Origin of the sequence: Companilactobacillus formosensis, from assembly GCF_005405305.1 — a bacterium.
Taxonomy (GTDB): domain Bacteria; phylum Bacillota; class Bacilli; order Lactobacillales; family Lactobacillaceae; genus Companilactobacillus; species Companilactobacillus formosensis.
Map to the genome: position 1 here is coordinate 75,552 of NZ_BJDU01000011.1, position 12,646 is coordinate 88,197.

General features: G+C 35.0%; 14 protein-coding genes. 11 read left to right on the forward strand and 3 right to left on the reverse strand.

Annotated features, from left to right (window positions below):
- The gene (locus tag FFM65_RS11520) at positions 1-1,050 is read right to left on the reverse strand and encodes a CdaR family transcriptional regulator (RefSeq protein WP_119318885.1); all 1,050 of its coding nucleotides are present in this window, start codon (positions 1,048-1,050) and stop codon (positions 1-3) included.
- A gap of 265 nt (positions 1,051-1,315) precedes the next feature.
- On the opposite strand from FFM65_RS11520, the gene FFM65_RS11525 reads away from it, so the two are divergent.
- The 4 genes from FFM65_RS11525 (at position 1,316) to FFM65_RS11540 (ending at position 5,083) form a co-directional block, all read left to right on the forward strand.
- Positions 1,316-2,599, forward strand: a complete 1,284-nt coding sequence (locus tag FFM65_RS11525; RefSeq protein ID WP_119318886.1) for a GntP family permease — start codon at positions 1,316-1,318, stop codon at positions 2,597-2,599.
- Positions 2,600-2,612: 13 nt separating this feature from the next.
- Positions 2,613-3,752 (forward strand): glycerate kinase family protein, encoded by a 1,140-nt coding sequence (locus tag FFM65_RS11530; RefSeq protein WP_119318887.1) that lies wholly within the window; start codon positions 2,613-2,615, stop codon positions 3,750-3,752.
- A 74-nt stretch (positions 3,753-3,826) separates the two neighbouring features.
- Positions 3,827-4,678 (forward strand): fructosamine kinase family protein, encoded by an 852-nt coding sequence (locus FFM65_RS11535; RefSeq protein ID WP_119318888.1) that lies wholly within the window; start codon positions 3,827-3,829, stop codon positions 4,676-4,678.
- Between the two features lie 72 nt (positions 4,679-4,750).
- Positions 4,751-5,083: a hypothetical protein gene (locus FFM65_RS11540; RefSeq protein ID WP_119318889.1), complete on the forward strand. Its 333-nt coding sequence runs from the start codon at positions 4,751-4,753 to the stop codon at positions 5,081-5,083.
- A 150-nt stretch (positions 5,084-5,233) separates the two neighbouring features.
- On the opposite strand, the gene FFM65_RS11545 is transcribed toward FFM65_RS11540, so the two are convergent.
- Positions 5,234-6,196 (reverse strand): AEC family transporter, encoded by a 963-nt coding sequence (locus FFM65_RS11545; RefSeq protein WP_119318890.1) that lies wholly within the window; start codon positions 6,194-6,196, stop codon positions 5,234-5,236.
- Between the two features lie 34 nt (positions 6,197-6,230).
- Entirely contained in the window at positions 6,231-7,853 is a 1,623-nt protein-coding gene (locus FFM65_RS11550) for a malolactic enzyme (protein WP_119318891.1), read from the reverse strand.
- Positions 7,854-8,086: 233 nt separating this feature from the next.
- On the opposite strand from FFM65_RS11550, the gene FFM65_RS11555 reads away from it, so the two are divergent.
- From FFM65_RS11555 to FFM65_RS12400, 7 genes are all read left to right on the forward strand, one after another.
- The gene (locus FFM65_RS11555) at positions 8,087-8,956 is read left to right on the forward strand and encodes a LysR family transcriptional regulator (RefSeq protein ID WP_119318892.1); all 870 of its coding nucleotides are present in this window, start codon (positions 8,087-8,089) and stop codon (positions 8,954-8,956) included.
- A 598-nt stretch (positions 8,957-9,554) separates the two neighbouring features.
- Positions 9,555-9,845 carry a helix-turn-helix domain-containing protein gene (locus FFM65_RS11560; protein WP_119318893.1) on the forward strand — a complete coding sequence of 97 codons (291 nt, stop codon included), beginning with the start codon at positions 9,555-9,557 and terminating at the stop codon, positions 9,843-9,845.
- The gene (locus tag FFM65_RS11565; protein ID WP_119318894.1) at positions 9,846-10,301 is read left to right on the forward strand and encodes a low molecular weight protein-tyrosine-phosphatase; all 456 of its coding nucleotides are present in this window, start codon (positions 9,846-9,848) and stop codon (positions 10,299-10,301) included.
- Positions 10,302-10,452: 151 nt separating this feature from the next.
- Complete coding sequence (locus tag FFM65_RS11570) at positions 10,453-11,028, forward strand: PTS sugar transporter subunit IIA (RefSeq protein WP_162898003.1); 576 nt, start codon at positions 10,453-10,455, stop codon at positions 11,026-11,028.
- 34 nt (positions 11,029-11,062) lie between these two features.
- A complete protein-coding gene (locus FFM65_RS11575) occupies positions 11,063-11,767 on the forward strand; it encodes an MgtC/SapB family protein (RefSeq protein WP_119318896.1) in 705 nt (234 codons plus the stop codon).
- A gap of 136 nt (positions 11,768-11,903) precedes the next feature.
- The gene (locus FFM65_RS11580; RefSeq protein WP_119318897.1) at positions 11,904-12,404 is read left to right on the forward strand and encodes a hypothetical protein; all 501 of its coding nucleotides are present in this window, start codon (positions 11,904-11,906) and stop codon (positions 12,402-12,404) included.
- Positions 12,405-12,416: 12 nt separating this feature from the next.
- A complete protein-coding gene (locus FFM65_RS12400) occupies positions 12,417-12,539 on the forward strand; it encodes a hypothetical protein (protein WP_010019960.1) in 123 nt (40 codons plus the stop codon).
- Positions 12,540-12,646: the final 107 nt, after the last annotated feature.

Sequence of the window (12,646 nt, forward strand, 5' to 3'; positions counted from 1 at the left end):
TTAGCGATGCTCATATTGGTATTTTTTGAAATAAAGGAAATTAACGTATAATTGCAACACATCGGTTAAATCTTTTAAATCTAAACCAAAGTACTCTGAAATATTATTGAGACGGTAATTAGTAGTGTTACGGTGAACGTTTAAAGCTTTAGAGGTTTCCGTTACATTGCCGTTATGCTTGAAATAACAATCGATGGTGTCAATTAGTTCTAAACCAGATTTAGTCTTGAGAAAGCTTTTAAACACGCTCAAGGCTTTTTTTGAATATAAATTACTATCAAGAATGTGGTTGAGGAAGCGAATCTCTTTAAAATGATAGAAGCCATCTAGTTGCAATTCTTTACTAACGGTAATAGTATCTGAAGCTTGGCGTACAGCACGTTTAAGATTGGTTAATTTATCGCTGATACCAATCATTAGCCGATTTTCTTTGCTGAATTTAAGATATCTATTTAAATCATTTTCATTTCTAACAATTAACAAAAATTCCCCGGGAGTTTTCTTGAAAGAGAAGTCAAAGGGACTAATTTGTAATTCGTTTAAATCATCTGTTTCAATCAAAACAATATATCGATTGATTGATAAATCAATGTTTAAAGTTTCAGCTCGTAACTGTAATTCATCGTTTACCGAAGCGTCTTCAGTATTAGTCCATTCATATAAGAAATGGTTCAAGCTTTCTTTACGACGACCTTCAACTTTGGTGTTATTAATTTGTGAGATCAACAACTCGGTCGAGATTTTCAATAATGAAGCTAAAGGAGTAACTTTTTCAGGATCCCCAGTAATACCGATAACGCCAATCGTTTCATTATTAAATTGTACGGGGATGTTAACTCCGGGTTGACCATATTTACCAAAAGACTGGATCATTGGTTTAGTTTTTCCACTTTGAATAGTATCAACGGCACCAATATGTAAAGTATGGATTCGAGATTTATCGCCACTGGCAATAATAATTCCTTTTTCGTTCATCATATTAATGTTGTAAGGCACACTCTTCATCATTTTATCAACGATAGACTGTGCCAGATTCGGGTCTAATTTCATAATAGTATTCTTCCTTGTTAAAAAATATTCAAACTTTAATGAAAACGTGAAGCATGAAATTGTGCATATATTTATTTTACAATATTTTTAAGCAATAAAACATTGATTTATCAGCTAAAAAAAATAAATTTTCATCATTTTGACATTATAATTTGTGCATGTGTACATTGATTTTAAAAAAGCAAAAAGGTATTATACACACGTTGCTCAATTGTTAATTATTTAACAATTGGCTAGAGAAGTTAGGAAAGGGTGTTAATTTAGGATGGTTATTGCATGGTGGGCAGCTCTTTTGGGGTTGCTTTTAGCAATTGGTTTGATTCTATTTAGAGTTAATCCAGTTTATGCTTTGATCTTTGGTGCAATCGTTGGTTGTTTAGTTGGTGGAATGTCTTTGACACAAACAACTGATACGATTGTCAAAGGTAGTTCCGGTGTTATGGGGACGATTATTCGAGTAATCGCAGCCGGAGTTTTAGCTGGTGTCATGATGGAATCGGGTGCCGCTAACGTTATTGCCTCTAATATCGTGAATCATTTTAGCGATAAGTTAGCAATTTTAGCTTTAGCACTTTCAACTATGGTTTTGACAGGTGTTGGGATCTTTATCCCGGTAGCAGTCTTGATTGTAGCGCCAATTGCACTAGAAGTTGGTCAAAAGATGCATTACAGTAAGCTTTCGTTGTTAGTGGCTCTATCTGGTGGAGGTAAAGCAGGAAATGTTATCTCGCCTAATCCCAATACAATTGCGGCCGCTAAAGGATTCAATGTTGATTTATCACAAGTAATGATTGCTGATTTCGTACCAGCAGTTGTTGGTTTGATCGTCACAGTTTTATTAGCTACCTTAATTAAGCATCGTGGTTCTTTTGTACCAGATGATCAAAAATTTGAGTCAAAGAAACAAGATGATTTACCAAGCTTAAAAGCTGCCATCGTTACACCTTTGGTAGCGGTAGTGTTACTTTTGATTACACCAGTCGGAGATATTTTTGGAATTAAAGCCTTAGCTTCATTTAATCTTGATGCAATGTATATCTTGCCAATTGCTGGTTTGATTGGAACTCTAGCCATGGGTCAAGGTAAGAAGTTTTTGCAATACATGGCTAAAGGCTTGGCTAGAATGACAGATGTAGTAATGATTTTGATTGGTGCTGGTGCGATTGCTGGCTTAGTTTCAGCTTCTAACTTGCCACAAAAAGTAGTTGAAATCGTTCAAACAACTGGAATTTCTGGTACTTTCTTAGCTCCAATCGCTGGTATTTTGATGGCTGCAGCAACTGCTTCAACCTCAACTGGTGTTATCTTAGCTTCAAACTCATTTGCCAAATCAATTATGTCATTTGGAATTTCTGGAACTGGTGCAGCCGCAATGGTTCACACCGGTGCTACAGTAATCGATCAATTGCCACATGGTAATTATTTCCACGTCACAGCCCAAGCAGTTCAAATGCACTTTAAAGAAAGAATGAGTGTTGTTTTGTGGGAAATGTTAGTTGGACTTTCAATGACAATTGTTGCAACATTGATGTATGGAAATCTGTTCTAGAGGTGACGTATAAATGAAAATAGTATTAGCTCCAGATTCATATAAGAACTCGTTAACTGCCAAACAAGTTGCTCAATCAATGAAAAAGGGCTTTGCCAAAGTTTATCCTGATGCCGAATTCGTCAATGTACCAATGGCTGATGGTGGTGAAGGAACAGTCCAATCATTAGTTGACGCAAGAAATGGTCAAATGGTCACTGAAACCGTGGTTAATCCTTTAGGCAACAAAACACAAGCTCAATACGGTCTGATTGATGACGGCCAAGTTGCTGTCATCGAAATGGCCCAAGCTAGTGGGATTCAATTTATCAATCAGTTCACCAAAAATCCTTATGTTACAACGACTTTTGGGACTGGTGAATTGATTAAGTCAGCTATCAATAAAGGTGCTAAGACAATCATTATCGGAATCGGTGGTTCGGCCACAAACGATGGTGGTGCTGGAATGGCTCAAGCCTTAGGTGCTAAATTGTTAGATGACAAAGGTGAAGAATTACAATATGGTGGTGCTATGTTGAAAAAACTTGACCATATTGATATTTCTGAAATGTTACCAGAATTAAAGGATGTCAAAGTTATTATTGCTTCTGACGTTACTAATCCTTTGACTGGTAAAAATGGTGCCAGTCACGTTTTTGGACCACAAAAGGGTGCTAGTCCAGAAATGGCTGACTTCCTAGATGAAGCTCTATCGCATTATGCCGATGTTTTAAAGCGTGATCTAGGAAAAGATTTAGAGCAAACACCTGGTGCCGGTGCCGCTGGTGGATTAGGGGCAGGACTTTTGGCTTTCACTAATTCACAGATGCGCTCAGGGGTCGACATAGTTGTTGACTACACCGGTTTAAAAAATATTGTGCAAGATGCTGACGTCGTTATAACTGGCGAAGGTCAGATCGATTTTCAGACTAAATTCGGCAAGACTCCCATTGGGGTTGCCAAGGCTACTAAAGCTGTCAATCCCAATGCGACTGTAATTGCCATCGCTGGTTCCGTCGGCGAAAAGATTTCTGAGTTATATCCTTTGGGTATTGACGCTATCTTCACTTGTGTTCCGGGGGTAGAAGATTTATCCAAAGCCATTGCTGATACTGATAAAAATCTTCAACAAGTATCAGAGAACATCGCCCGTTTAATCAAAAATACAAAATAAAGAACTGAGTATTCTATCATCTGCGGATAGGGTACTCAGTTTTTTTGTTATGATATGACTAAGGAAGTGATAATTTGCAAATTGATGAAAGTTGGTATCAAGAACTTAATTTAGGTCAAATTTATCAAATTACACCAGTATCAGGTGGTGATATTAATTTAGCTTTTGCTGTTGAAAGTGACCAAGGTAAGTACTTCTTAAAGGTTCAACCAAACAATCAAGCTAGTTTTTTTGACCATGAAAAAGAAGGACTAGATTTAATCAATACAGTTGCTAATGCTCCTAAGGTTATTCGAACTGGTACTTTTCAAAATTGTGGATACTTGATTCAAAAATTTGTTGATTTTGGAACTGGTTCACAATATGATTTAGGTCAATTAGTAGCTAAATTACATCAAAAGCACGCTCCTAAATTTGGTTTAGATCATGATGCTTTAAATGCTAAGAATCCTAAAATCAATCAGTGGCAAAGTAATTGGAGTGATTTTTATATCAGCCAACGACTGAATGTTTTAGTAAAATTAGTTAAAGAAAAAGGATATTGGAACAATTATCGGCAAAAATTATTTACGGATTATAAAGATATGATTGTCAAATATTATCAAAAGAATCCTATTGTACCAAGTTTACTTCATGGTGATTTGTGGAACGGCAATGTTGGATTTGAAAAAAATCGTCAACCAATCCTGTTTGATCCCGATGTTTTCTATGGCAATCGTGAGATGGATATTGCTATGACTTTGCTATTTGGTGGATTCACGGATGAGTTTTACCAAGGTTATAACAGTATTTATCCTTTATCAAATGGATGGCAACAGCGCATGATTTGGTATCAAGTATATTATTTATTGGCTCATTTGAATTTGTTTGGTGAAACTTATGGTCCAAGCTTAGAAGCGGCACTAGAACGTAGTCTAAGCAAATAAGGATTATCCCTTGTCAATTTGACGTTAGTTGCGTGATACTAATCATAAGGATATTAGGTGGGAGTGAAGCTAATGAATAATGAAATAAAGTTTATTATCAGTGAATTGGAAGTTATTTATGGGTTCTATCAAGATAATTTCAGTCTTAAACGAATCAAAAGTTATATTCTCAGTATGCCTGAAGGGGCTAAAATCGTGAAAGTTGAAGCGGGTAATGTTCCTATGTATGACCACAATGTAACTTTACCGATTGCTAAGTTTAATGATGATACTGACTCAATTGGGCTTTTACAAGTAACACATACGATGATCAACAATCGTGGGGTCGACGTAATTGCCAATGATGCTAATCGTGTGACTCAATTGGTCAACCGTTTGATCGATTTAATTGCACCAGCAAAATAATAAGTATACAAAAAAGCCGCCAAACCGCAGAATGTTTGACGACTTTTTTTTAAAATTTATTTGAGGAGGATCTGATTTTTTGTTTTAAATGTGTGAATGTGAATTGTTTTCAATAAATTTTTGATTTTTTGGATTATTATTAATGATCAATTAGATCAAGTTTGCAACTTGCATCAAGATAGGAACAACGATTACGAACAAGACGGTTGAAGTAGTAACCAAGTTCGTTGCGTAGTCGACATCACCATGCGATTGATCAACTAGGATAGGTAATACGGCAAGACCAGGAGCAGCTGATTGGATGATGAATGAGCTACTTTCAAGTTGTGGCATTGAACCCATCATTGAACCACCGATAAGGATGATACCAATCATGATAACAGGAGCAACGATAAATCTACCAACTAAGGCAAGAATTGTATCACGGTCAAATCTGATAGATTTCAAACCAGCATCGGCTAAGATAATACCAATGTAGATAAGTGACATAGGTGTAACGATACCACCGACCATGTCTAAGGTCTTATTGATCCATTCTGGAACAGGAATTGCTAGAAGTAAGAATACTAATGAAACTAAGAAACCAACAAGTGGAGCAGGAAGTAATTTCTTCCAGTTGAAATCTTTTTTCTCACCTTTTTCAACGGTTGGATCATCACTTGAGATGAAGAAGATACCAACAGCCCAAGTTGAAATTGTATTCATAACATAGTAGATAAGGAAGTAAGGTAAACTCTTATCTCCAAACAAAGCCATGTTTAAAGGTAAACCAATGAAGATTGTATTAGCATTAACGAACATGTTAATGAAAGTACCACGACGGCCTTTTCTAATACGGAAAACTTTCGTTAGGAGCCATGCGACAATGTATCCTATAGTGAAACTGGCGAAGGTGAAGACCAAACCACCAGAAAGACTTGCTAATTTGTCTCGGTTCAAATACTTAAGAACAGAAACAAAGATTGAAGCAGGTAGGGCAATCTTCATAATAATGAATGAGATATTACCCTTAAATTCATCACCTAAACGGCCTGACCCTCTAAGCCAATAACCCAAGGCGATAACTAGTACGATTTCAGCAACACTCTCTAGAGAAGTGATAAATGCAGCCATAAAATAATTCCCCTTTATTTTACAAATTTATATATTAATATTTAGGTTCCCACTTGGCGTCTTCAACAGCCTTCTTAGCATCAGTAGCAGATGTAAGTTTTTCATCAATAGCTTGTTGAGCAACACCTTCAGCAACAGTAATACTGAACTTGTCTAGTTTTGAAACTGGAGGAAGTACAGCGGCACCTGGTTGTGTAGCATCGACGATACCACCCAATGAGTGAGCAGCCTTGTTGATCATACCGTCTGAAAGAACTTTAGCATTAACAGCTAATGAACCAAGACCAAGACCAGGGTAAACCAAAGCGTTGTTAGCTTGACCAATGTTGTATGTAACACCTTTGTATTCGATTGGATCAACTGGAATACCAGTAGCGATAAGAGCTTTACCATCAGTCCACTTCAAAAGATCTTCAGCCTTTGCTTCAGCAAGTTTTGTAGGGTTTGAAAGTGGGAAAATGATTGGACGTTCTGTGTGAGCAGCCATTTCCTTGATGATAGGTTCTGTAAATGTACCAGGTTGTGTTGATGTACCAACTAAGATTGTTGGGTGAACTGCTTTAACAACAGCTTCCAAGTTAGTTAATTCATCAGCATTGTCGAATTCACTACGTTGTCTTGTGAATGGCTTTTGTTCTGGTGTAAGGCCTTCTGTGTCATCGAACAATAGACCTTGCTTGTCAACTAGGTAGAAGTGTTTCTTAGCTTCTTCTTCAGAAAGTCCTTCTTCAACCATAGCATCAAAGATTCTCTTAGTAATACCAGCACCGGCAGTACCAGCACCAAATGATAGGTAAACTTGATCAGTAAGTTTTTCCTTAGAAATGTTCAAAGCTCCTAAGATACCAGCTAATGTAATGATACCTGTACCTTGGATGTCATCGTTGAATGTCAAGATGTCATCTTTGTACTTGTTCAAAATATTAGCAGCGTTGCTACGACCAAAGTCTTCAAAGTGAAGATACATGTCAGGGAACAAGTTTTCAGCAGTTTGAACGAATTTGTCAACGAATGCATAGTACTTGTCGCCTGTAACACGTTGGTGGTGATTACCCATGTAAAGGTCATCTGAAAGAAGTTCTTTGTTGTTAGTACCAACATCAAGAACAACTGGAAGAACGGACTTAGGATCAACACCAGCAGCAGCTGTATAAACCATCAATTTACCAACAGAGATGTCAACACCTTGAACACCCCAGTCACCAATACCAAGAATACCTTCACCGTCAGTTACAACGATAAGTTTGATGTCGCGACCCTTAGTAGCATTCTTCAATGAAGCTTCTAATTCGTCTTGATCATCGATTGATAGATAAACAGCATTTTGTGGGTCCAAGAAGAAGTGACTGTAGTTTTCGATTGTGTCAGCGATTGTTGGATCATAAACAACTGGCATAAATTCGTTAACATGTTCACTGAACAACTTGTAGAACAAAGTAACGTTCTCGTTAAACAAATCCATCAAGTACATTCTCTTGTCAAGGAAGGTAGCCTTCTTTGAATAGTTTTCGTAAGCTTGTTCTACTTGTTGGTCCAAAGTTTGAACAAATGGTGGAAGTAAGCCTTCAATATGATTTTCTTTTCTTTCTTCCTTAGTAAAGGCAGTACCTTTATTGAAGAAATGATTATTGAGTAAATCTAAACCTTCATATTTCATAAAAAAAATTCCTCCTAATTAACTTTTTCAACAGTTAAACATTAATATATTTAATACTCCTATACATATCATATTATATAAATTAATTTTATAAATATTGGAATGAGCTTTTATTCCTTGTTGGCATATTAAATATTCAATGTCTTTAATTAACTTTCGAATGTATAATAGTACATGATAAAAAATATAGTCAAATATGTGTACTTTGATAAATAAAATTTATAGGTGGGAAAATGAACTTAAAAGATTATCAATATTTTAAAAAATTATCTGAATTAAAAAACTTTTCTGATACGGCTAACTTCTTTGGCGTCAGTCAACCGACGATTACTTATTCATTAAAAAGACTGGAAGATACGTACGGTCTTTCCTTAATTAAGCGTAAAAGTTTTGCTAATTCTTTATCACTGACGTATGCAGGGCGACAATTGTTAGTGCATATTGATCGAATTCTTTTGGAAAATGATTTGATCAGTGATGACATGGAACGAATCAAACGCGAAAAAATTGTTATGGGCTGGCCACCAATTATTACAAATTACGTTATTCCCAAAGTTTTTGATCGCTTACGAGATGCGGATCTGCTTAATGCAATTATTCCAATTGCCGATGGATCAGGGGAATTATTAGGTAAATTAAAAAATGGCGAAATCGATCTTTCCTTATTAGGAACGACAATTTTGCCACAAGAGAATCATTTGGACTATCAATTAATTAAGGAACATCATTTTAAATTTATCGCATCAGCGGATCGGGATGTTTCAAAAATTAAAACGATTGAAGATTTATTTGCGGAAGATTTTATCTCATTAAATGAAGGTTCTGTTCACAATTTAGTTTTACAAAGAATGATTGAACGATACAATGTCACGCCACACACCTTATTTCAAACGTCAGATTATCGATTAATGCTTAGTCTAGTTAAAGAAAATAAGGGGATCAGTTTTGTTACGGAAACAGCTATCCAAGGGGTCTCTGGTATTCAAGAAATAAAGTTACCTGAAATTCAACTACCACCATTTTATATCCTATTTGTTTATCGTCATAATATGATAGGAAATGAAACACTGGCCCAATTGATGCATATTTTCAAAAATATATAGATAAATGAATATAAAAAAATTATGGTGTACAGGTATAGCCCAATAAGGGTACAATGTATTTACCAATTGGTATTGGTGGATTAATCCTTAGATAGTTTTTTATAACTGTCTAATTGTCGACTGCGTGATAGTAATGCACTATAATAAGAAATTTATATCTCATCAGTATAGATATTTTATTATGCTTTCATTACATTTTTATCACTTTTTTTAAATAAAATGGATTAAAAATTGTGGGATAGTACATGTTTAAATAAATCCATTTTACTGTCAGAAAGCCATTGTAACGGCTTTCTGTCTTTTTTTATCATGTTATTTATAAAAATATGGCGACTTTTTGAAATTGTCTGTTTTTAAAAATGAGTGTGTTATTATATTAATTGAAGAGGAGATAAATCCTACATTTCCTCTTTCTTGATAATTTCATGATAATAATTGGTTAAAAACTATTGTCGATTTAATGGTGGTTCCTCCCTGAGCTACCATTTTTTTTGTGCTCTTTTTTAGATAAATCGACTGTTAAAACTTTGTTACATCAATAATAGAGTTATTTTGTATGGTATAATTTTTTGTAATAAGCCGTTTAGGAGTTTTTAGTATGAATTACAATGAGAGTCAACAAAAAGAAATTGCTCAATATGCAATTGAACATGACAACAATTACAAAGCTACAGGTGAAAAGTATCAAATTTCTTATCAACAAGTTGCCGCTTGGGTTAGAAAGTACAATAAAAAACCTACTACTAAAAAAGTAACTGCTAAGAAGGTTACTAAAAAAGAAAACAAGACTTCAACACCACAAGCTAGTGCACTAGATGTCTTGAGTCGTAAAGATCCTGTTTTGGAAGCTCAATTAGAAGACGTTAAGAAGAGACTAGGATTGATTTAAATGAAAAAAATCATTTTTGTTTGTTTAGGTAACATTTGTCGTTCACCAATGGCAGAGATGATGATGAATCACTTAATCGAACAAAAGAACTTGTCAGACCAAATAACAGCCGTTTCTCGCTCGACATCCACTTATGAAATCGGTAATCCACCACATCCTGGTGCAATTGCTGAACTAAAAGACAAAAAAATTCCAATCATTAACCATCGTGCTCAACAGATCACCCGACAGGATTTTGATGAGGCTGATGTAATAATTGGAATGGATCAACAAAACATTGTCAATTTGCAAAAAATGGCACCGCTTGCTGATAAAGATAAAATTCGCTTAGCTTATGAAGCCTTGGGACAAACAAAAGTAATTGAAGATCCTTGGTATGATCATAGATTTGATCGTACCTATCAACAATTGGCTGAAGTTTTACCCGCTTGGTTGAAAATATTGATGAACCAATAGAGAAATCTATTGGCTTTTTTGCGTTCTAAGAAATTTTTAGCATTAATAACTAATTCCGGTTGGATTAGTGGTTTTTTTATTAAATGAAAGCGACAACTTAAAAATAATTGTATGATAAAAGTAGAATAATTATTTGATGGGGGATGAGCAAATGGCCTTTTGGAAAAAAATTGGAGATTTTTTTACTGGGAAATCCGCTGATGAAGATAAACCTAAGAAAACAATTGTAGTAGTAGCACGTGATAGCAACGTTCCGAATCAAAAGCAAGTCGATAAAATGATGGATTTATCTAAAATTTTAAGTGAAGATAGTATCGTTTTGGATGTTGAAGCTGATACGAAGGAAAAAGTTTTGAAATATTTAGCTAACTTTGCTCAGCAATTAGATAATAAGATTGACTCTGAAGCTGTTTACGGTAAGTTGTTGATGCGAGAAAATGAATCATCCACAGCTTTAGGCAAAGGAATTGTTATGCCACATGTCCAAGATGAGTCGGTTACTAAATTAAAAATGTATGTATTAAAATTGCAACAACCGATAATTTGGGATGATCAAAGGTCGACTGATGTGATTTTGGCGTTGTTAGGCCCTGATCCAGAAGCAAACTATGAACACGTCCCATATATGTCGACAATTGCCCGCCTATTGCTAAGAAAAGATTTCATTGTTACACTAAAAAGTGCATCCACAAAGGAAATAATATTTAAATTATTCGAAAATAGTTAATAGCTTTGAATCTGAAGGACATTGGAGGGGTTATTTGATTAGTCAATTAAGTGTTCTTACAGTTATCACAAGATTATTAGTTTCAGTTTTATTTGCTGGAATAATTGGAATTGATCGTGCTTATAAACACCGCCCAGCTGGGTTGAGAACTCATATTTTGGTTTGTTTGGGTGCTTGCATAATTGCGATGATTCAACAGAATATCGGTTTTAATGCTATCGAGATGGCTCGACAATATCCAGAGGTAAAGGGCGTCTTGAGAGCTGATGATGCCAGATTGATTGCTCAAGTTGTCAGCGGGATTGGATTTTTAGGTGCCGGAACGATTATTGTTGAACATCATTCGATTAGAGGTTTAACGACTGCAGCTAGTTTATGGGTCGTGGCTTGTATAGGTTTGGCCGTTGGTATGGGAGACTATATCATTGCTATCGCAGGCTTTTTAGTCGTCTATGCCGTGTTAGGATTCTTAAAGAAAATCATTCGTATCAGTCCAGTTCGAAAATTAAAGGTTGAATATTTGCATAAAGTTGAAACGAAGAAATTCATCGATGATTATTTCAAAAAAAATGAAATTACAGTCGAAGGAGTTCGTTTCAGTGTCTATAAACGTGATGACGAAAAGGTTTATACGAATGTTTATTCAATAGATTTTGGGAAGAATCTTGATTACGTCGACATTGTTGAAGGCTTGTCGATGAATTCCAATATAATTAAAGTTGAGACTATTAATGTTTAAAAAAATATTCCTAAATACAGATTTAGGAATATTTTTTATTGGTTCGTTTATATGAAAATATTTAAATAATTAAATGGTCTAAATCAATTGTAATTTGTCTAGACCTTTGCTATCTTTGGACTATTGGGGGAATTAAATGATAAGAAATTTACCGACCAGGCTCTTGATCATGGTCTTATGTTTGTTTGCTTTGGTGGCAATTTTTTTGATTTCATCAAAAGATAAAATATCTGGAAGTATTATGGCAACGAGAATTAATCTAGTTGATAAATCAAAACAAATTACTGCTGCAGAATTTGCGAATAAGCGTAAAGATTATTCCTATGTTTCTTTTGATAATCTTTATTCCAATACGAGTTTGTATTATGGAACGAAGGTTCATCAAAAAGGACATATCAAGGATCTTGACATGGAACATAAATACTTATTAATTGCTTTAGACGGGAATGATGAGTCAAAAACTATCAAATTGAAATATAATCTATCCAACTTTGAACGGGGAAACGTTAGTTTGCAGGAGAATGATCTTGTGAAATTTTACGGTCGTGTTTTGGCAACTGATAATTACATCAATGACAAAGGGCGAACTGTTCAACGACCAGTTATTTCCGCTGATTTTATTCAATCTAAAATATGAAGGGGATAAATTATGGCGTTATTCAATGGTGTATCAGACGCTTATTTTGAATATTTGATGTATCAGGAACTAATTGATTTGCGACAAGAAGAAACTGATGTGGATATTCGTTTTGATAACAAAAAATTTGAATAAATAAAAAGGGGTCTACACTTTATCGTGTTGGTAGATTAATTCTACTGGCGCGATTTTTTTATACCAATTAAAAAAGGACATATATAATATCCTTTATAACCACGATT